This is a genomic window from Polynucleobacter rarus (assembly GCF_003072505.1).
Lineage (GTDB): Bacteria > Pseudomonadota > Gammaproteobacteria > Burkholderiales > Burkholderiaceae > Polynucleobacter > Polynucleobacter rarus.
Window position 1 is genome coordinate 234,827 of the sequence record NZ_NTGB01000001.1, and the last position, 19,709, is coordinate 254,535.

The window sequence follows — 19,709 nt, forward strand, 5'->3', positions numbered from 1 at the left end:
GAGATTTTATTGGAATGATAAATATTAAAATAGTTTAGCTAAGTGTGAAGGCACCATCACCTCGCCACGCATAATTAACCGAGCAGTTCTAAGCAGTGCTGCCTGCGTTACATTTTGGGGGTTACTCGGGTCTAATTCGAGTTCGACACTAAATTCACCCGTCGGATGTTCAACTGAAACCGTTTTGGTCAAGCCGTCATTCAACTTAGAAATCCCTTCGCAAACTGAACCGGGCATCACACAAGCGGTAGCAACTGTGACCGCTGCGAGGACGCCAATGGCATCATGACAAACGTGCGGAATAAAACATCTGGTATTGATACTACCACCCGCGTTAGGTTGGGCTACGAGACACATTTTAGGAAAAGTATTATTGGTTACATCCCCTAAACCCATTAAATGACCTGCTTTAATCCTAAGCACTTCAATCCGTGCTTTTAACTCGGTATCCGCATTCATTTGGGCGACAGTTTCGGAACCAGTGCGCCCAACATCCTGTGCTTTAAACAAGACCATCGGCATACCGTTATCAATGCAAGTAATCTCTAAACCATCAATCACATCCAATACTTTGCCCGTAGGTAAAAGACTACTACAGACAGATCCAGCGGTATCTAGAAAATTGATTTTGATTGGGGCAGAGGTGCCAGGAACGCCGTCAATATTGGCATTACCTTCATATTCAATTACACCATTAGGGGTTTGCACCGTCACGTCGCATTGCATATCGGTGTTGAGCGTCAGCACACGCACAGTCGTTGTTCCAGCTTGCGCCGGAATGAGTCCTCTTTCAATTGCAAAAGGGACCACGGCGGCCAACATATTGCCACAATTGGGAGTGGTATCGACCAGCGCTTTGTCAATCACTACCTGTGCAAATAAAAAGTTTAAATCAACCCCGGGTAAAGTTCCTTTACTCACAATCCCAACTTTACTCGTCAAAGGATTAGCGCCCCCCATCCCGTCAATTTGACGGCGATCAGGCGATCCCATGACGGCTAAAAGAACTTGATCTCGACTAGCCGTGTCTTGAGGTAAGTCCTCGGCTAAGAAAAAAGGGCCTCTCGAAGTGCCCCCGCGCATAAAAAGGGTAGGTATTGATTTTTGCATTAATTTTTTTCTTTCGGAACTATCAAGTAAGTTTGAAAATGATTATCAGAGAGTTTGATGTTGTATTTAGAATTTTAGTCAACTATTGTTTCGGAATATGTGCTTTTTCAATCACCATTGACCATCTTTTGATATCACTTTCTAATAGATTTTTTAGTTCTTTTGGCGTTGAACCCTGCGATTCTACATAAATTTCATCTAGTTTGTTTTTGACTTCGGGATCCTTCACCACTTCATTAATCGCTTGATTGAGCAAGGCAATCACTTTTTCTGGAGTTTTAGCAGGAGCTGCAATTGCGTTCCACGAGGATGCCGAATAATCTTTAATACCTGACTGTTCAATCGTTGAAATATCTGGGAAAAAGGCTGAACGCTTTTTGCCAGAGACGGCTAATAGCTTGACTGCATTGGATTTCACCTGCGGTACCATTGGTCCTAAAATTTCCAGTGCAGCGTCTACTTGACCACCCCGAAGGGCTGTGATGACAGCTGGAGTGCCATTAAATGGCACTACTTGAATATCTAAATTACCTAAGTTTTTGAAGAGCTCTGTGGAAAGATGTTGGGTGCTTCCAATATTGATTGAAGCAAAATTGAGCTTACCTGGATTGGCCCTTGCAAAAGCAATCAATTCTGGTAAGTTTTTATATGGGGAGTTTTGGTTAACAAACAAACCAATATCAAAATATCCCAGAGTCGAGACTGGCTCAAAATCTTTGAGTGGATCAAATGGTAGTTTTTGAAATAGAGCTGAACTCACAGCAGTACCGTTGGACATCAGTAATAAGGTGTATCCATCCGGATCCGCTTTAGCGACCGTTTCTCCAGCAACAATCCCGCCCGCACTGGGACGATTTTCAATCACGACTGACTGACCTAATTTAAGACTTAATTTTTGGCCAACCACACGTGCTGTTAAATCTGCAATCCCCCCTGGTCCAAATGGAACAATAATTTTAATGGGCTTAATCGGATAGGCATTGTTATTACTTTGAGCACCCGCCATCATGTGGCTTGCAAATAAGTAACTTAATAGTACTAGTTTGAATAAATTTTTCATTTTTTTATTTGGTTAATTCATTTATTTTGGCAGAACTTGGCTTGAAAATAAAACCATATTTCGGGTTAAGTGGTACTGATCGTCATTCCGAAGCGTCCACAAGTCTAACTCTAATCGACTAGCTAAAGGATTTAAGTAGACATTATTTTTCCTGAGCTCAAAATGTAAATGTGGTCCAGTAGAACGGCCAGTTGAGCCTACATATCCAATCTCTAAACCACGTCTAACTTCACTACCTACGACTAATTCTGGATTATAGGCACTAAGATGCGCATAATAGGTCTTATAGTTGCCTTCATGCTCAACAATCACTAAATTACCATAGGCAGGGTAGGGGCCATAATGAATCAACTTCCCATTTGCTACAGCATAAATAGGCGTCCCAATGGGCGCTGCAAAGTCAATCCCTTGATGACTAGCGGAATAGGTATAGGTCTGATTCACTATCGCTTTTGTATTTCCTTTCTTGCTGGTTTTAGACTTTGAAAGGCGTATCGAGGAATAGCCAACACCTCTCGAGATTCTGGTGTAATTTAGGGGACTGATCCAAAAGTTTTGCTCTAATTCTGCCCCTGTGGATGTGAAAAAGCCACCTGGTAAGCCGTCTCTTTCCACCCAAAAGGCATCAGCTATGACATTTTTCTGCGAGGCATCTAAGATTTCTAGGCTAACAACTTGCGCCCAGTTATTTTTGTCACCAGCATTGTAAATAATTCGAGCAAAGTAACGTTCGTTATTGTTGACCTTTGAATAGAGCTCCTTAACCAATGAGCTAATTTCCCAAATGAGTTCGGGAGGGATTGAGGAATTTGCTTGATTCGATTTGTAAACGATTAAATCGTTTAAATCTAAAACAACTTCTAAATAGTTTTCAAAGCCACTATTTAAATTTTGTGATTCCACCAAATACACAAAAGAAGTCTCGGATCGGTGAATGGTCGTCATCGTCGAGCTAGAGTCTCTCTTATCATTATTGACGATTGATAGAGACTGAATTTTTCTTGCGTTATCCAAAGAAATGGCAAACGGTAAACATTTCCCTGAAGTGGTTTTAAAAAAGTTGGGTAACTGGTAATTAAAGTTACTTTCAAAATTGCTATCTTCAATATTTAAAGAGGCTAAAAATCCCCTGATACTATTTGTATTACTGCCACATCCTTGACGAAGATTAAACGCGGAATCAAATTTTGATATAGGCTTTACCACTTCAGGGGTAGGCATTTGCAGGATATTTTCCAAAATGTTCGGTGTTGGCAATGGCTCGCCGTCGACACTGACTATATTGGGGTAACTCAGACGATCATACGACCTTAGAAAACCGGAACCAGAACTTCCTCTAGGCTTTAATTGAGCAACTGAAGCATTTGGATTTTTTGATTTTGGGGACGTGCTCTTTGATTTTTTCCCTGATTGAGTTACCTCTTTTTTTGTAGTTGGTGTTTTTGACTCGGCTTTTTTTTCTACTGCCAAAAGGGGAGTAGAAAATGCCACACAGCACACTGCAAGAAAAATATTACGGAAGGTAAGGCTGGTAAAAAAAATCAATGTAAAGTCCTTTTATAAACTATCTGATCGTGACAGAAAAATTGAACAACTTAAATCAATCAAATAGGAGACAATTTTCGCTAATTCTTATTGTATCTTGACCAATGAGCATACTTTAGGTATCCGGCACTATCTAAGCTTAGTTTGGAAGTGATCAAGAGCAAATTAAGAAAGGCTCTCAATAATTCAGGGTCAAATTTTTTTTACTTAATTAACAGTAACTTAATGACAAGTCGCACTAAATTTGTTATAAAAAACATGTAGTAAAGTAGAAGTTGTTCATTTGATTGTGTTATTTTGATATTTAAATTGATTACTAAATTAGGAGATTCTCATGAAATTTTTAATTGTTACTTTATTTTTAGTCTCATTCTCTCTCGCACAAGCTGAAGAGACCTGTAATGCTCGGGCAACCGAAAAAAAATTAGCTGGAGCCGCTAAGACAAGCTTTTTGAAAAAATGTGAAAAAGATGCTCGCGCAGCATGTGAAGTGGACGACATTAGTAAAAAAACGAGTGGCGCTGCTAAAGAAGCCCACATTAAAAAATGTGTGAAGGATTCTGTTGGTAGTTAATCGTTTGATGATGGTAATTTAGTCATGGCAATCTCTAAATTACGAACCTACTCAAGATATACGCCATGGATGCTGTGTATCTTGAGTGCTTTCTTTATTATTTCGCAATTGACGCCCGTATCTTCGCTTTTGACATGGTTTTTTGCGTTGATTTTTATTGGCGCGAGTTTTTTAGGTTTATCCGATATCCTCCAAAAAAACCATGCCATTTTAAGAAATTACCCCGTTTCTGGCCATATTCGATTCTTGTTTGAAACCTTTAGACCTGAGATAAGACAATATCTGCTTGAGTCTGATACTGAAAAATTACCATTTTCAAGAAATCAACGCGCCCTTGTTTATCAACGCGCAAAGGGGGCCTCTGATAAACGTCCGTTAGGAACGATTGAAGATGTTTACAAAAGTGGTACCGAGTGGTTAAGCCATACTGCCAATCCCTCAAAGCATATAACTTCAGATTCTTTACGGACGATGGTAGGGGGTAAAGACTGCACTCAACCCTATTCAATGTCCATATTTAATGTATCAGCAATGAGCTTTGGCTCATTATCGGCTAACGCCATTATGGCCTTAAATAAAGGTGCAAAGATGGGCGGCTTTGCCCATGATACTGGTGAGGGCTCAGTTTCTAAATATCATCGTGAGTACGGCGGTGATTTGATTTGGGAATTAGGTTCTGGATACTTTGGCTGCAGAAAGTCGGATGGTTCTTTTGATCCAGATTTGTTTGCTAAGGTTGCCAACGAGCCACAGATTAAAATGATAGAAATTAAGCTATCTCAAGGTGCTAAGCCTGGCCATGGTGGCGTTTTACCGGCTGCTAAAATTACCCCAGAAATCTCTCTTACCAGAGGGATACCGATGGGGCAGGATTGCGTGTCCCCAGCTGCCCACTCTGCATTTAGTACTCCTCTGGAGTTGATGTACTTTATTCGTGAATTAAGGCAACTTTCGAATGGCAAACCCGTTGGGATGAAATTATGTATCGGCAAACTTCGCGAATGGTTTGCGATGTTAAAAGCGATGATTGAAACAGGTATTACGCCTGATTTTATTGTGATTGATGGTAGTGAGGGTGGCACGGGAGCTGCACCGGTTGAATTCATCGACCATGTTGGCACACCAATGCGGGATGGCTTACGTTTAGTTCACACGACTTTAATTGGTGCCGGTTTGCGCTATCAAATTAAATTGGGAGCCTCAGGGAAGATCATCTCAGCATTTGATATTACTCGGGCCTGCGCGATTGGCGCTGATTGGTGTAACTCTGCCCGCGGCTTTATGTTTGCCGTAGGTTGTATTCAAGCTAGAAGTTGTCATACCGATTTATGTCCGACAGGAGTAGCAACACAAGATGAAATGCGTCAGAAAGCTCTTGACCCTGAAGATAAAGCCCATCGTGTGTTTCATTATCACCAAAACACCCTGAATGCCCTTAGTGAGCTATTAAGTGCAGCTGGATATCAACACACCAGTGAACTCACTGCAGATTCAGTTATTAGAAGAAATGAAGTCGGTAAAGCACTGCCTTTGAGTCATTCTTTACTTCAATTAGAGGAAGGGGAGTTGTTGTTGCAAGATGCCAATCTGCATTTAGATCGACACTTCTCTGGACTTGGTAAATATTGGTTAGAAGCAAACTCCCAACAATGGTAAAAACGATTTTCGATTAAAAAACAAATAGTTTGACAATAGAGTAAGAAAGGCTAATTAATGGATCCATCCAAAATTGACTGAGTAAACCAATCATTGCGAGTCCAATGACTACAAAGATTCCTATGGGTTCAAGTTTGGCAAACTTGATGGCGTAAGACCTTGGTAATAGTCCCACCATAATTCTGCCCCCATCTAAGGGTGGCAAGGGAAATAGATTAAAGGCTGCCAGCACAATATTCCAGTAAATACCTGCTTTTGCCATTTGCAGTAAGAGGTCTGAGGCATTAGACATTTGCATAAAACTAAAGACAAATGTCCATAAAATAGCTTGTATGAAATTTGATGCAGGACCAGCGAGAGCTACCCAAATCATATTTTGCTTCGGGTTCCTCAAGGCAGCAAAATTGACTGGAACTGGCTTGGCATAGCCAAATAAAAAAGGCGCGCCGGAAAGTTTGAGAATTAATGGAATTAAAAAAGTTCCAATTGGATCAATGTGTTTGATTGGATTCAAGGTCACCCGCCCCATCGAATAAGCGGTGTAATCACCAAAATGTTTAGCAGCATAACCATGCGCAGCTTCGTGCAAAGTAATTGCCAAAATAAGTGGCGGTGCGTCAATAAGGAGTTGATAGAACCAACTTGGTAGCATTTTTACCTTTAGATGATGTGGTCAATGAATCCGCAAACGCGCTTTTACTTCGCTAATGCAGCAACGGGTAAGTCAAATAACAACACCTCAGAATCGACACCATGTGAGATATTTACTTGAGTTTCTTCAACTAACATCAATGCATCGCCTGCTACTAAATCCTCTCCATTGATTCTTGCTTTACCCCTTGCTAAGTGCAGGTAGGCAATTCGACCTTTTTCTAAGTCATGGGTAGTGGTTTCAGTACCGTCAAATAAACCGGCATACAACTTAGTGTTTGAGTGAATGGTCACCGATCCATCTTGGCCATTAGGTGAAGCTACCAAGCGTAATTTGCCTCTTTTTTCAGCCGGAGCAAAATAAGTTTGTTCATAACTAGGGGGTACACCCAACACATCAGGCTGAATCCAAATTTGTAAAATATGGGTTGTTTGCCCTTCAGCATGATTAAACTCACTATGCATTACGCCCTTACCAGCACTCATTCTTTGAACTTCGTGTGGCAAAATAGCACGGCCATTACCCATATTGTCCTTGTGAGCCAGCTCGCCCTCTAGAACATAAGTGATAATCTCCATGTCGCGGTGACCATGCGTACCAAAACCCTGACCAGAGGCAATCCAATCTTCATTAATGACTCTAAGCGGTCCAAAGCCCATAAAGTTAGCGTCATGATAATCAGCGAAAGAAAAACTGTGAAAAGATTTAAGCCAACCGTGGTCACCATAGCCACGATCATTTGCGAGACGTTTGTAAAGCATAATCAGTTTCCTTTAATTAAAGCTAGAACTGCTACTCCGTAGCAATAGTTTGTATCAATTTTATAGGATAATCCTTTTTATTAAATTAAACAGATTGGGCATGTTTGTAAGTGAAATAATTTAGCCAAAACATGCCAAAGTCCTAAAATTGAATCATTAAAAAAGCAGCCGAAGCTGCTTTTTTATTGTTTGTTGCATTTAGGATCAGCCAAAAACGTAACCAATATGAGCTGCAGTAATTGCAAATAAGATTGCTAAGCAAGTTGCGCCTGCCAACATAGAAATGAGGGTAATCATTTTCTTGTTAACTTCGCCTTTAGGTTCATTGTGCCATTCGTTCATGTTAAATCCTTGAAAATTAATTGTGTGAGGCTATTATCCAATATTTTAATGTAAGTCTTGTGATTATTTGTTAAAAGAAAAAGTTAAACGGTCAACCTCTGCCGACAAAGGGCATCTTAGTGGCCATAATAGTCATAAATAAAATATTAGACTCCAAAGGAAGATTAGCCATTTGAACAACCGCTTGGGCCACATGCTGGACGTCCATTCGGTCCTCAGCTGCGATACTACCATCTGCTTGAATGATCCCAGCAGCCATCCGATCCGTCATTTCTGTAGCAGCATTACCAATGTCAATTTGACCGCAGGCAATATTGTATTTGCGACCATCCAGAGCGATGGACTTCGTCAGACCAGTAATGGCATGCTTAGTACTGGTATAAGGGGCAGAGTAAGGGCGCGGGGTGTGGGCAGAAATAGAACCATTATTAATGATTCGACCACCTTGTGGCGTTTGAGTTTTCATGATCTTAAAAGCGCCTTGAGAGCAATAGATAGCCCCCATTAAATTCGTCCCTACTGTTTCTTGCCATAACGCATTTGGGATTTCATCAAAGTCCATAATAGGTGTGCCACGACCCGCGTTATTAAAAAGTACATCCAAGCGACCAAAGCGCTCAGTGATCATTTGAAATAAGCCTTGCACTTGCTCAACCATGCCAATGTCTAGGGCATAGGGTGTAGCATGACTCGACTTCTCGCCTAATTCTTCAATCGCTTGATTTAACACATCGATTCGGCGACCCGTAAAAATGACATGGTAACCCTGCTGAACTAAGGCTTGTGCACAGGCCTTCCCAATGCCAGTACCAGCGCCAGTAACGAGTGCGATAGGAGAGTTTATCTTCATTTTTTTCCTTGTTTTAATTCGTGTAAAACTAAATATAACCCAGAACCAATTACCAGTATGGTTCCGGCGTAAACATTCCAGGTCGGTACTTGATCAAAGATCAACCAACCCAATAAAACCATCCAGATCATTTGTTGATAGAAAAATGGTGAAATAGTAGATGGATTTGCGTAGCGGTAGGCAATACTGATGAAGTTATGGCTTAGAAAACCAAATAGTCCTGCACAAAAAAAGACGCCATATTCAATCGCAAAGCTAGGGGATTGCCATGATTGAAATAGAAAAGGCAGAAGCACAACCGTAGGTCCAAGTGCTGAATAAAACTGGGTTACTAAAGGACTACTTTTGGCGGCTATTCGTTTAGATAAAAAATTAAACAGGGCATAAATCGTAGCGTGTGCTAGAACTAACAACATTGCTGGATGGAAGTGATAACCGAAGGGGTCTAAGATTACTAAGACGCCCACAAAGCCCGTAATAATGGCGAACCATTTAATTGGTGTTAGTTTTTCATGGTGCAAAAATGAGCTAATTAGTGCAATGATAATGGGGGCTGAAAAGAGAATGGCAGCCGTTTGCGCTAGTTGTAAATACTGTAAGGCAAAGAAATTTAACGCCGTCATGGCACACAACATGGTTGACCGAAGAGCATGTAACCAACCATCCTCAATCAGTAGTTTTTTAAACCCTTCAGCAAAAATTAGCCAGATAAACGCTAAAAGCATATGAACAGCGAATCGCACCCAAACTACCTCGATCACGGGGAAGGATTGCACTAGCCATTTGCCACTGGTATCTAAAATCGCAAAAAAGATGGTAGCTATGGAGGCAATGAGGATGCCAATGATGCGTTGAGAGGGTAGGTTAGTAGACATGGTAAGTAAATAATTGTAACCAAGTGTTCATCACTGTACAAAACTGGTGTAGGATAAGAGTAGTAAGCACTTATTAAAATGGTTCAATCAAGCGAAGGAGTTATTATGAGTCAAAAAGATTTCCAGCCTTGGTCTGCAGAAAAAGCCCAGGAGTTATTTGCACTTTCTCACAAATTAATGGATGTCGCTAAGCAACTTAGCGAACACCACGCCGCTGAATTACAAACGAATATGACACAAGCTTTGGAGTTTGCAAAGCTCACTGCTAAAAACGATTTAAATAAATTGAAAGAGTTCCAAGAAAAAGCAGCCCAAGAAGCTGTGGACCGCATGGAAGGTTATCAGAAGAAAGTGAAAGTTTTACTCAAACAAATGGGTAAGGACACTGCAGATGAAGCTGAAAAACATTACGATAAAGCTAAAACAGCCTTAGAGGATTGGCTTGACGATGCTGGTAAAAAAATTCCAGTGGGTGGCGTTGAATTTTCTAAAATGGTGAAGGAGGTTTCTGAAGCCAGTAATAAGGTTTATAAAGAAGGTCGGCGCACTATTGATCATGCACTAGAAGCAGCAGATAAACAATTGGACGAGATCACTGAAAAAACGAAAGTAGCTGCAAAAAAGGCTACTGTAGCGAAGACCGCCTCAACTGCTGTGAAGAAAACAGCCCCTGCAGCTAAAAAAACCACTAGATGATTTTTTTAAAGAGTAATAATAAATTAACAGTGAAGAATTGAATATTGCTTAAATAAAACGCTCAATCAAACAAAAAAGCCAAAGAATTAAACTTTGGCTTTTTTGTTGAAAAAAGTTTGCAACTAAACTGCGTTTTCGTTTGTCTCGCCCGTTCTAATTCGAACAACTTGCTCCACAGCAGTAACGAAAATCTTTCCGTCACCAATCTTGCCTGTTTTAGCGGCTTTTACAATGACGTCAATAACCTGATCAACTTGACTTGTTTCAACCACTACCTCGATTTTGACTTTAGGTAAAAAATCAACGACGTATTCAGCGCCACGGTACAACTCAGTATGGCCTTTTTGACGACCGAAGCCTTTTACTTCAGTAACTGTCAGACCACTTGACCCAATATCAGATAGTGCTTCACGTACTTCGTCTAATTTAAAGGGCTTGATGATTGCTGTAATTAATTTCATTTTTTACTCTCCGAATGTTGGATTTTTTATAATTAAAACTATAGTGCTTTAGTTGGGTCACCCCAATCAATTATTTTCAAACTACCCTCGATATTTTGAGGTAATTGGATATCGCCAGTCTCTGCCAAACGCTCTGCGAGTAATACGCACCCCAATTGGGGACTGTCGACGTTTGTATTCATTGATTTTAATCAGTCGTGTTACGAATTCAACGTCTTCTTTGTTGTAGCCTAAAGCGGGTAGAGATTCAATAGGAATGTCATTTTCCATGTAATGCTCTACGATACCGTCAAGAATATCATAGGATGGCAAACTGTCCTGATCCTTTTGATCTGGCCGCAGTTCAGCAGACGGTGCTCGAGTAATAATGCGTTCTGGTATCACTTGAGAAACGGTGTTTCTATAGCGACAAAGTTGATAAACGAGTGTTTTTGAAACGTCTTTAATCACGGCAAAACCGCCGGCCATATCACCGTATAGAGTGCAATAACCTACTGCCATTTCACTCTTGTTGCCAGTCGTTAGGACGATGCGCCCTGATTTATTGGACAAGGCCATCAGCAAAGTGCCTCTAATCCGCGCTTGAATATTCTCTTCGGTAGCGTCTAATGGTAGGCCGGCAAATTCTTTACTTAGTGCAAACTCATAACTGTCCACCATGTTTGCAATGGGCACTTCGTCGTACTGCACTCCTAATTTATCCGCCATTTCTTTTGCATCAATCCAAGAAATTTCAGCGGTATATTTTGAAGGCATCATTACCGTTCGGACTTTATCGGCACCTAAGGCATCCACTGCAATGGCTAAAACTAATGCGGAATCAACCCCTCCAGATAAACCAATAATCGCTCCTGGGAAGCCATTTTTTCCTAAATAATCTTTCACACCTAAAACCAAAGCTTCATAAACTTGTCGAACTTCGGAGTAAGGTCTGACTAAAGGGACTTTTTGGGGTTCACCATTACGAATCTCAATGAGGCCAAGTTCTTCTTTAAATTGGGTAGCGGTATAAACCGTTTGACCATCACGATTTAGAGCAAAGGAGGCACCGTCAAACACCAGTTCATCCTGACCACCGACTAAATTAACATAGAGTGCGGGTAATCCAGTAGCTAAAACTTGCTGCCTTGTCACTTCACTTCTGAGACTTAATTTATCCATGTGAAATGGAGATGCATTGGGGATAGCCAATATTTGTGCACCAGCCTGTTTTGCTTTTTGTGCGGGACCTGAATGCCAAACATCTTCGCAAATGAGGATGCCAACTTTGAGACCCTCAATATCAAATACACAGGCTTCTGTGCCAGGGTTGAAATACCTGACTTCATCAAATACTTCATTATTAGGTAGCATGTGTTTATGGTATGAAGCGATATTGGTACCATTTTTTAAAACACTAGCCTGATTAAATAGTAAATCTTTGGTGTTCTTGGTGTGTCCTTTAGAGGGATGCCCGACAATCACATATAAATCTGAAAATTCTGCGAGATCTTTACACAGCTTTTGGAGTGCTTTATCAACATCTTTTATAAAGGCATCACGAAATAGTAAATCTTCAGGAGGATAGCCAGTAATAGATAGTTCTGGCGTGATCAGTAACTTTGCACCTTGCTGATGGGCAATTCGTGCTTGCTCAACGATTTTTAAAGCATTGCCAGTCAAATCACCTACAACACAATTCATTTGAGCTAATGCAATTTTTATGGGTAGATGTGGCATTCGCTAAGGCAATAGTAAATGATTTAATTAGTCTAAGGGGTACTAATGACTAATACCCCTTTTAGATAATTAACTCTTAATTGAAGACTGATAACGCTCAATACCCGCCAAAATTTCTTTTTTAGCTGCATCGGCGTTATCCCAACCTTGAATTTTAACCCACTTGCCTTCTTCAAGATCTTTGTAATGTTCAAAAAAGTGCTTGATTTGATTTAAGGTGCGCGGACTAACGTCTTCCAAACTGTTAATGTGAGCATAAACTGGCAGTAATTTTGTATCTGGTACAGCTAATAACTTCGCATCAACTCCACCGTCATCTTCCATATTCAATACACCGATTGTTCTACAGCTAACCACAACTCCTGGAGGTAAAGAATAAGGAGACATGACGAGCACATCAACTGGATCTCCATCTAAGCCAATTGTTTGCGGAATATAACCATAGTTGCAAGGGTAAAACATAGCAGTACCCATAAAACGGTCTACAAAAATAGCACCAGTTTCTTTATCAACTTCATATTTGATGGGATCAGCGTTCATGCTGATTTCGATAATTACGTTAAATTTCTCTGGAACGTTCTTACCTGCTGCAACTAAATTTAAACTCATGAATTCTCCGAATGGCTAAGGTGTTGATAATTGAGGTATTTATTTTAACTGATTGGTGTTGTGGCGATGAAGGCGAGAGGCCTAAAACAGCTTAGGCAATCGACTCTAAATACCGTTGAGCATCAAGTGCCGCCATACAGCCTGTACCTGCACTAGTAATTGCTTGACGGTAAATGTGGTCTTGGACATCACCAGCAGCAAAAACACCGGGGATATTAGTCGCTGTAGCATTGCCAGAAGTGCCACTTACAGTTTTGATATAGCCATTTTCCATCTCAAGTTGCCCAGCAAAAATATCTGTATTCGGCTTATGACCAATCGCAACGAAAATACCGTGTAAGGAGATCTCTTCTTTGGAGCCATCTGATTTAAGAATCCTAATACCAGTAACACCGGACTGATCACCAAGCACTTCATCAAGTTGACTATGCCATTTAATTTCGGCTTTACCTTCTGCGACTTTAGCCATTAAACGATCAATCAAGATTGGTTCGGCACGGAATTTGTCGCGGCGATGAATGACGGTTACTTTTTTAGCAATACTGGTTAAATATAGCGCTTCTTCGACGGCAGTATTACCCCCACCAATGACACAAACTTCTTGATTTTTATAGAAGAAACCATCGCAAGTAGCACAAGCTGAAACACCCCTACCCATAAATAGTTCTTCGGATGGAAGGCCTAAATACTGGGCGGAAGCGCCAGTTGAGATGATGAGCGAGTCACAGGTATATACCCCTGAGTCACCTTCCAAACGAATAGGTTTATCTGTCAGTTTTGCCGTATGAATATGATCAAAAATGATTTCCGTATTGAAGCGCTCAGCATGTTCTAGAAAGCGTTGCATGAGTTCTGGCCCTTGCACACCCAGTGGGTCAGCCGGCCAATTTTCGACATCCGTTGTGGTCATAAGTTGACCACCCTGAGCCATACCCGTGATTAAGACGGGATTTAAATTTGCTCTAGCTGCATAAACAGCTGCAGTGTAACCTGCAGGACCTGAACCTAATATAAGGAGCTTTACGTGTTTCATTGTTTTATCTGTCATAGATCTATTTTATAAGAATTATTGATAATTTTCTCAATTCTAATTAATCAAATTTAAAATACCCATTTTTTTGAACAATGGTAAATTCTGCTTTTAGAGCTTGATGCAGTTTACAATGACAAAATGGGACAAAACTCTGTTCAAAGACCAAATTTTAATAAGAAATCCACTCTGAGTGAGGGGTCACACTCTTCGCCCTCGGAAAGTCAAGATAAGTTCTCCAAGTTGCTGGTAGAGATTAAATGGTTTCTATCCTTAGCTGTCTGTATTGCCTTATTACTAGTTTTGGTTACCTATAATCAGCACGATCCAGGCTGGTCTAATAACTCGGGCGGAGATATTAAAAATATCGGTGGCAAAGTGGGCGCATTTATTGCCGACTTGATGTTGTTTGTTTTTGGCGCATCTGCCTATTGGTGGGTAGTTTTGTTTGCTCGAAGAGTTACCCAAGGTTGGACTAAGATTGCTAATCCTGAGTGGTTACAGGAAGAACAGGAAAAATCTCAAGCACAGAACCAAAAAAACCTTCAAGATTCGATAGTAGTGCGATGGTTAGGGTTTTTAATGACCCTTCTTTCGAGCGTTACATTAGAGTCGATTCGGATGCATAGCTTAAAAATTCCTCTCCCAAATGATCATCCTGGTGGGGTATTGGGCGAAATGATTGGTGATCCAATGCAGAGTCTACTTGGCTTCACTGGCTCAACACTTTTCTTACTATTGATCTTTTTTTCTGGATTATCTTTATTTTTACATTTTTCCTGGTTATCTTTTTCAGAAAAGGTAGGCCGGTTTCTGGAAGTTTCCTTTTTAGGACTGAAAAATAAGCGTCAAGATGTTGAAGATCGAAAAATTGGTGAAGTTGCAGCAGTGGAAAGGGGAGAGTTTGTAGAGGATGAACTTGAGAAGTATGTTGAGGAAGAACCTATCCAAATTGTTCGACAAACAACCAAGATTGAAATCAGTGACCGAGTTGTAAGGGAAAAGCAAAAAAATCTGTTTGAGGAGCTCCCTGATTCTGAGTTACCACCCCTAGAATTGTTAGATGATGCACCCGGTAAGCAGGAAATGATTTCAGCCGATACCTTGGAATTTACCTCACGCTTAATCGAGCGAAAATTAAAAGACTTTGGGGTTGAGGTGAAAGTGATTGCTGCATACCCTGGTCCAGTCATTACTCGGTATGAGATTGAGCCTGCAGTAGGTGTAAAAGGTAGTCAGATTGTGAATCTGAGCAAAGATCTCAACCGGGCTTTAGGTACTCAAGCCTTGCGCGTAGTAGAAACAATTGCGGGTAAAACTTGTATGGGACTTGAAGTACCCAATCCAAAGCGCCAGATGATTAGCTTGTCTGAAATCCTCAGTTCACAAGTTTATAACGGTAGTGCTTCGCTCTTAACCTTAGCACTCGGAAAAGACATTTCGGGTCAGCCTATGGTCGCTGATTTAGCCAAAATGCCTCATTGTCTGGTAGCTGGTACCACCGGCTCTGGTAAATCGGTAGGCATTAATGCCATGATTCTTTCTTTGCTATTTAAAGCCAAGCCGGACGAAGTGCGTCTGATTTTGATTGACCCAAAAATGCTAGAAATGGCAATGTATGAAGATATCCCCCACCTGTTAACGCCAGTGGTAACGGATATGAAGCAGGCTTCTAATGCCTTGCAATGGGCGGTTAAAGAAATGGATCGCCGTTATAAGTTGATGAGTAAATTTGGTGTCAGAAATCTAGCTGGTTTTAATAAGAAGATTGCCGACGCCCAGGCAGCAGGTACTCATTTATTTAATCCTTTTAGCTTAACGCCGGACGATCCTGAACCCTTACAAAAAGCCCCCACCATTGTCATCATTATTGATGAATTAGCGGACCTAATGATGGTGGTTGGTAAAAAGTTAGAAGAGCAGATTGCTAGGATTGCACAAAAAGCGAGAGCTGCCGGTATCCACCTAATTCTCGCCACTCAACGCCCCAGCGTTGATGTCATTACCGGTCTAATTAAAGCGAATGTGCCAACTAGACTCTCTTTTCAAGTAAGTAGTCGTATCGATAGCCGAACTATCCTTGATCAACAAGGTGCAGAAGCTCTGTTGGGAATGGGTGATATGTTGTTTATGCCACCTGGTAGTGGCCATCCACAACGTATGCATGGTGCTTTTGTGTCAGATGATGAAGTACAACGAGTTGTCAATTGGCTGAAGGAAAGAGGTGCCGCTAACTATATTGATGAGATCATCGATGGTAGTAGTGAAGAAGGTGTTGAGGGTGCCAATGGCGAGAGTGGTGGAGAATCTGATCCTTTATATGATCAAGCCGTTGCGATTGTGCTAGAAAATAAACGTGCCTCTATTTCACTAGTTCAACGACATTTAAGAATTGGCTATAACCGCGCCGCAAGGTTACTAGAAGATATGGAGCGATCAGGGCTCGTTTCTAAAATGTCCGGATCGGGTACTAGAGAAATTTTGGCACCGAGATCAGAGCACCTTTAAATCTAAAGTGCAAAAATCTACTTTTATGAAAAATTACCTTAAAACTACAATCTTCTATTTCTGTACTTTGCTACTCATGAATTCTGCCTATGCGCTAGATGGAGTTGATCAGCTCAAGCTATTTACTAAAAACGTTCAGTCTGCACGCGGTGAGTTTTTACAGCAACAAATTGGGAATCAGGCAGGTGCCGATAATAAGCCCAAGATATTGCGACAATTTTCAGGCCAATTTAGTTTTGTACGACCAGGTAAGTTCACTTGGACTACTCTGAAACCGTTTGAGCAAAAATTAATTTCTGATGGTAAGCAATTAATTATGTGGGATAAGGATTTAAATCAAGTTACCTATCGTCCTTCAAATAAAGCCTTAGCAGCCACCCCCGTGGCAATTTTGTTTGGTAACACTCAGTTAGAAGAATACTTTGAGCTCATCAGTGTGGGTGAAAAAAATGGCATATTTTGGGTTGAATTAATTCCAAAGAGCCAAAAAAAAGGTGGTGATGATTTACCATTTAATAAAATTGGGATTGGGATGAAAGATAATTTACCCTTAGCAATGGAGTTAAGAGATGCTTTGGACAATACGGTCTTGCTGACCTTCTCTCAAGTAAAAACGAATCAAGCAATGAATAATGAAGAGTTTAGTTTTAAAGTGCCACCGAATGCAGAAATCCTCAACTTAAAATAGTTTCTTACCAATTTTTAATTTAAAAAATATACATGATTGATCCACAATTACTTCGTAAAGATATAGAACTTGTTGCCTCGCGTTTAGCAGGGCGTAAATTTGTTCTAGATACTGAAAAATTCTCACAGTTAGAAAATTCGCGTAAACAATTGCAAGCTGCAACCGAAGAGTTGCAAGCCAAACGCAATCAATTAGCAAAAGCAATTGGTATGAAAAAGGGTAAAGGCGAAGATGCTTCTAGTGAACTGGCCCAATCTAATCAGATTAATGATGACTTAAAAACAAGTTCCGAACAATTAGAGCTATTGCAAACTCAAATTCAACAGTTTGTAATGGGTATTCCGAATTTACCCGATGAGAGTGTGCCAATTGGAAAAGATGAGAGCAATAACCTTGAAGTGGCACGTTGGGGTGCTGTGCCAAACTTCGATTTCCCAGTAAAAGACCATGTTGACTTGGGTTCTTTGTATGGACTTGATTTTGAATCTGCCACCAAAATTACGGGTTCACGCTTTGTTGTTTTAAGAGGTCGAATTGCAAAACTGCATCGTGCATTGGCACAATTTATGTTGGATTTGCATACCGAACAACATCACTATGAAGAGATTAATGTTCCATTTATTGTCAATGCAGAGAGTATGCGAGGTACTGGGCAATTGCCAAAATTTGAGGAAGATTTGTTTAAAGTTCCCCGCAAAATGGGTGGCGTTGAAGAGGGTGAAGCGGGCGAAGCGCGCATTGAGAATTTCTATCTTATCCCTACGGCGGAAGTTCCTGTTACAAACATGGCGCGTGACGCAATTTTTAGCGAAGATCAATTACCTCAGAAATTTGTGGCACACACACCCTGTTTTAGATCAGAAGCAGGTAGCCATGGCCGAGATGTACGCGGCATGATTCGACAACACCAATTTGAAAAAGTAGAATTGGTGCAGTTAGTTAAACCCGAGGAGGCCTTAAATGCACTCGAAGAATTGGTAGGTCACGCCCAAGCAGTATTAGAAAAACTAGAAATCCCCTATCGAAAAGTCTTACTTTGTACTGGGGATATGGGATTTGGAAGTGCCAAGACCTATGATTTAGAAGCTTGGATACCTTCTCAAAATACCTATCGTGAAATTAGCTCTTGTTCGACAATGGGCGATTTTCAAGCGCGTCGGATGCAAGCCCGTTTTAAAGTTGGTCAAGCGAAACCTCAATTAATTAATACCTTAAATGGTTCAGGGTTAGCGATTGGTAGATGCCTAGTAGCGTTGATGGAGAATCACCAACAAGCCGACGGCAGTATGAAGATTCCCGAGGCTTTAAGGCCTTATCTTGGAGGGTTAGAGCTTTTAAAGCCTTGAAAAAGTTCCAAATAGCTGAAAATTTGTTGTAAAGTATATGAAAATATCAGTTAGCAAATTAGCTAACAAAAATTAAATAAAGATTAATTTTTTAGGAGACAAAAAATGAAGCAAATTAACATTGGTGTGATTGGTACTGGCTGGTGTGGCGGTATTAGAACAGAAACTGCCCGTAGAAATCCCTTAGTAAATGAGATTCATATCGCTGAGACGAATGAAATCCGTTTACATGAAATGGCCCAACTTGTCGGAGCTAAAACAGCTACTACTAATTATCAAGATTTATTAAAAATTGATAGCATTGACGCTGTCATTATTTCTGCGACGCCAGAAACAACCCATTTCCCGATGGCAAGAGATGCCTTGAATGCTGGTAAGCACGTCTTTTTAGAAAAACCAATTGCAATTGAACTCGAACAAGCGGATGAGTTGATTGCCTTAGCGAAGAAAAAAAATCTCAAGTTCACGATTGGGTATTCACAACGTTTTAATCCAAAGTATGCCTACGTTAAAAAGGCAATTAATGACGGTACGATTGGTAAGCCCGTCAGTATTTTAGTCAGCCGTCATATTACGCGTAGTCTAGGTAAGAAAATCGCTGGTCGTGTCAAACTTTCACCTGCTGCGATGGAGTCAACGCACGATTTAGATTTCGTGTTTTGGTGCTTAGAGCCAGCTAAACCAGTTAAAGTGTATTCTCAAGTCAATTATGGTGCGATGCGTGAGAGTACTGGTGGTGATATTCCAGATACACAGTGGATTATGGTAACGATGGATAGCGGACTATCTTTTGTGGTTGGCGGCGGATGGAGTTTGCCTCCTGGATATCCTAATTTTTCATCTACCTGGATTGAATTTGTCGGATCCGATGGCGCCTTAATGGTAGATGACAGTCACAAAGATGTGGTTTTGAATACCATGAAAAATGGTATGCAATTACCCATGTCAACCATGCCAGGTGAACAAGTTGATCATATTTATGCAGGTCCAATGGCCTATGAAACAGTCCATTTTATTGAAGCTGTAGCGATGGATCGCGATGTGCTTGTGACCGGTGAGCAGGCTCGTCAGGTCATGGAAGTGTATATGGCTGCTGACTTATCTGCCGAAACTGGAGAACCTGTTTATTTACCACTACCAACTGAAATGCTAAAAGCAGCAAACGGTTAAACCATTCTTTTTGATGGTTTTTGGGGTAAGTTCTTCAATCTATTGAATGGCAGGGTG

General features: G+C 40.8%; 19 protein-coding genes. 7 read left to right on the forward strand and 12 right to left on the reverse strand.

Features of this window, described 5'->3' with window-relative positions; all coding sequences use genetic code 11:
- Positions 1-24 precede the first annotated feature (24 nt).
- The 3 genes from AOC35_RS01010 to AOC35_RS01020 form a co-directional block, all read right to left on the reverse strand.
- Entirely contained in the window at positions 25-1,110 is a 1,086-nt protein-coding gene (locus AOC35_RS01010; RefSeq protein WP_108645354.1) for a 4-oxalomesaconate tautomerase, read from the reverse strand.
- An 82-nt stretch (positions 1,111-1,192) separates the two neighbouring features.
- The gene (locus AOC35_RS01015; protein ID WP_108645355.1) at positions 1,193-2,170 is read right to left on the reverse strand and encodes a Bug family tripartite tricarboxylate transporter substrate binding protein; all 978 of its coding nucleotides are present in this window, start codon (positions 2,168-2,170) and stop codon (positions 1,193-1,195) included.
- Between the two features lie 21 nt (positions 2,171-2,191).
- Entirely contained in the window at positions 2,192-3,715 is a 1,524-nt protein-coding gene (locus tag AOC35_RS01020; protein ID WP_159077419.1) for a M23 family metallopeptidase, read from the reverse strand.
- A gap of 334 nt (positions 3,716-4,049) precedes the next feature.
- On the opposite strand from AOC35_RS01020, the gene AOC35_RS01025 reads away from it, so the two are divergent.
- The gene (locus AOC35_RS01025) at positions 4,050-4,289 is read left to right on the forward strand and encodes a PsiF family protein (RefSeq protein ID WP_108645357.1); all 240 of its coding nucleotides are present in this window, start codon (positions 4,050-4,052) and stop codon (positions 4,287-4,289) included.
- Positions 4,290-4,313: 24 nt separating this feature from the next.
- Positions 4,314-5,945, forward strand: a complete 1,632-nt coding sequence (locus tag AOC35_RS01030; protein WP_108645358.1) for an FMN-binding glutamate synthase family protein — start codon at positions 4,314-4,316, stop codon at positions 5,943-5,945.
- 13 nt (positions 5,946-5,958) lie between these two features.
- Here the strand turns inward: AOC35_RS01030 and AOC35_RS01035 are convergent, their stop codons facing one another.
- The 5 genes from AOC35_RS01035 to AOC35_RS01050 form a co-directional block, all read right to left on the reverse strand.
- Positions 5,959-6,597: a site-2 protease family protein gene (locus AOC35_RS01035; protein ID WP_108645359.1), complete on the reverse strand. Its 639-nt coding sequence runs from the start codon at positions 6,595-6,597 to the stop codon at positions 5,959-5,961.
- Between the two features lie 44 nt (positions 6,598-6,641).
- Entirely contained in the window at positions 6,642-7,358 is a 717-nt protein-coding gene (locus AOC35_RS01040; protein WP_108645360.1) for a pirin family protein, read from the reverse strand.
- A 204-nt stretch (positions 7,359-7,562) separates the two neighbouring features.
- Positions 7,563-7,700 carry a hypothetical protein gene (locus AOC35_RS15595; RefSeq protein ID WP_170107029.1) on the reverse strand — a complete coding sequence of 46 codons (138 nt, stop codon included), beginning with the start codon at positions 7,698-7,700 and terminating at the stop codon, positions 7,563-7,565.
- Between the two features lie 91 nt (positions 7,701-7,791).
- Positions 7,792-8,550: an SDR family oxidoreductase gene (locus AOC35_RS01045; protein ID WP_108645361.1), complete on the reverse strand. Its 759-nt coding sequence runs from the start codon at positions 8,548-8,550 to the stop codon at positions 7,792-7,794.
- Positions 8,547-9,425 (reverse strand): DMT family transporter, encoded by an 879-nt coding sequence (locus tag AOC35_RS01050; RefSeq protein ID WP_108645362.1) that lies wholly within the window; start codon positions 9,423-9,425, stop codon positions 8,547-8,549. Before AOC35_RS01050 ends, AOC35_RS01045 begins: the two co-directional genes overlap by 4 nt.
- 105 nt (positions 9,426-9,530) lie before the next feature.
- Here AOC35_RS01050 and AOC35_RS01055 point away from each other — a divergent pair, with 105 nt between their 5' ends.
- Complete coding sequence (locus AOC35_RS01055) at positions 9,531-10,121, forward strand: hypothetical protein (protein ID WP_211307458.1); 591 nt, start codon at positions 9,531-9,533, stop codon at positions 10,119-10,121.
- A gap of 122 nt (positions 10,122-10,243) precedes the next feature.
- Here the strand turns inward: AOC35_RS01055 and glnK are convergent, their stop codons facing one another.
- From glnK to trxB, 4 genes are all read right to left on the reverse strand, one after another.
- On the reverse strand, positions 10,244-10,582 hold the full coding sequence (gene glnK, locus AOC35_RS01060) for a P-II family nitrogen regulator (protein ID WP_108645363.1): 339 nt from the start codon (positions 10,580-10,582) through the stop codon (positions 10,244-10,246).
- A gap of 81 nt (positions 10,583-10,663) precedes the next feature.
- A complete protein-coding gene (locus AOC35_RS01065; RefSeq protein ID WP_108645364.1) occupies positions 10,664-12,301 on the reverse strand; it encodes an NAD+ synthase in 1,638 nt (545 codons plus the stop codon).
- A gap of 69 nt (positions 12,302-12,370) precedes the next feature.
- On the reverse strand, positions 12,371-12,910 hold the full coding sequence (ppa, locus tag AOC35_RS01070; RefSeq protein WP_108645365.1) for an inorganic diphosphatase: 540 nt from the start codon (positions 12,908-12,910) through the stop codon (positions 12,371-12,373).
- A gap of 91 nt (positions 12,911-13,001) precedes the next feature.
- Positions 13,002-13,958 carry a thioredoxin-disulfide reductase gene (gene trxB, locus AOC35_RS01075; protein WP_108645366.1) on the reverse strand — a complete coding sequence of 319 codons (957 nt, stop codon included), beginning with the start codon at positions 13,956-13,958 and terminating at the stop codon, positions 13,002-13,004.
- A gap of 123 nt (positions 13,959-14,081) precedes the next feature.
- On the opposite strand from trxB, the gene AOC35_RS01080 reads away from it, so the two are divergent.
- The 4 genes from AOC35_RS01080 to AOC35_RS01095 all read left to right on the forward strand — a co-directional run bounded on the left by AOC35_RS01080 (position 14,082) and on the right by AOC35_RS01095 (position 19,652).
- Positions 14,082-16,448: a DNA translocase FtsK gene (locus tag AOC35_RS01080; RefSeq protein WP_108645367.1), complete on the forward strand. Its 2,367-nt coding sequence runs from the start codon at positions 14,082-14,084 to the stop codon at positions 16,446-16,448.
- A gap of 25 nt (positions 16,449-16,473) precedes the next feature.
- A complete protein-coding gene (lolA, locus tag AOC35_RS01085; RefSeq protein ID WP_108645368.1) occupies positions 16,474-17,136 on the forward strand; it encodes an outer membrane lipoprotein periplasmic chaperone LolA in 663 nt (220 codons plus the stop codon).
- A 32-nt stretch (positions 17,137-17,168) separates the two neighbouring features.
- Positions 17,169-18,482 (forward strand): serine--tRNA ligase, encoded by a 1,314-nt coding sequence (gene serS, locus AOC35_RS01090; protein WP_108645369.1) that lies wholly within the window; start codon positions 17,169-17,171, stop codon positions 18,480-18,482.
- A gap of 105 nt (positions 18,483-18,587) precedes the next feature.
- Complete coding sequence (locus AOC35_RS01095; protein ID WP_108645370.1) at positions 18,588-19,652, forward strand: Gfo/Idh/MocA family protein; 1,065 nt, start codon at positions 18,588-18,590, stop codon at positions 19,650-19,652.
- Positions 19,653-19,709 lie beyond the last annotated feature (57 nt).

What these genes read in the sequence shown, in the direction of transcription:
- AOC35_RS01095 (WP_108645370.1), top strand. Translation starts at nt 18,588, where the DNA reads ATGAAGCAAATTAACATTGGTGTGATTGGTACTGGCTGGTGTGGCGGT.
- AOC35_RS01025 (WP_108645357.1), top strand. Translation starts at nt 4,050, where the DNA reads ATGAAATTTTTAATTGTTACTTTATTTTTAGTCTCATTCTCTCTCGCA.
- AOC35_RS01035 (WP_108645359.1), bottom strand. Translation starts at nt 6,597, where the DNA reads ATGCTACCAAGTTGGTTCTATCAACTCCTTATTGACGCACCGCCACTT.
- AOC35_RS01080 (WP_108645367.1), top strand. Translation starts at nt 14,082, where the DNA reads ATGGGACAAAACTCTGTTCAAAGACCAAATTTTAATAAGAAATCCACT.
- ppa (WP_108645365.1), bottom strand. Translation starts at nt 12,910, where the DNA reads ATGAGTTTAAATTTAGTTGCAGCAGGTAAGAACGTTCCAGAGAAATTT.
- AOC35_RS01040 (WP_108645360.1), bottom strand. Translation starts at nt 7,358, where the DNA reads ATGCTTTACAAACGTCTCGCAAATGATCGTGGCTATGGTGACCACGGT.
- trxB (WP_108645366.1), bottom strand. Translation starts at nt 13,958, where the DNA reads ATGACAGATAAAACAATGAAACACGTAAAGCTCCTTATATTAGGTTCA.
- AOC35_RS01045 (WP_108645361.1), bottom strand. Translation starts at nt 8,550, where the DNA reads ATGAAGATAAACTCTCCTATCGCACTCGTTACTGGCGCTGGTACTGGC.
- lolA (WP_108645368.1), top strand. Translation starts at nt 16,474, where the DNA reads ATGAAAAATTACCTTAAAACTACAATCTTCTATTTCTGTACTTTGCTA.
- AOC35_RS01050 (WP_108645362.1), bottom strand. Translation starts at nt 9,425, where the DNA reads ATGTCTACTAACCTACCCTCTCAACGCATCATTGGCATCCTCATTGCC.
- AOC35_RS01015 (WP_108645355.1), bottom strand. Translation starts at nt 2,170, where the DNA reads ATGAAAAATTTATTCAAACTAGTACTATTAAGTTACTTATTTGCAAGC.
- AOC35_RS01030 (WP_108645358.1), top strand. Translation starts at nt 4,314, where the DNA reads ATGGCAATCTCTAAATTACGAACCTACTCAAGATATACGCCATGGATG.
- AOC35_RS15595 (WP_170107029.1), bottom strand. Translation starts at nt 7,700, where the DNA reads ATGAACGAATGGCACAATGAACCTAAAGGCGAAGTTAACAAGAAAATG.
- serS (WP_108645369.1), top strand. Translation starts at nt 17,169, where the DNA reads ATGATTGATCCACAATTACTTCGTAAAGATATAGAACTTGTTGCCTCG.
- AOC35_RS01065 (WP_108645364.1), bottom strand. Translation starts at nt 12,301, where the DNA reads ATGCCACATCTACCCATAAAAATTGCATTAGCTCAAATGAATTGTGTT.
- AOC35_RS01010 (WP_108645354.1), bottom strand. Translation starts at nt 1,110, where the DNA reads ATGCAAAAATCAATACCTACCCTTTTTATGCGCGGGGGCACTTCGAGA.
- AOC35_RS01055 (WP_211307458.1), top strand. Translation starts at nt 9,531, where the DNA reads ATGAGTCAAAAAGATTTCCAGCCTTGGTCTGCAGAAAAAGCCCAGGAG.
- glnK (WP_108645363.1), bottom strand. Translation starts at nt 10,582, where the DNA reads ATGAAATTAATTACAGCAATCATCAAGCCCTTTAAATTAGACGAAGTA.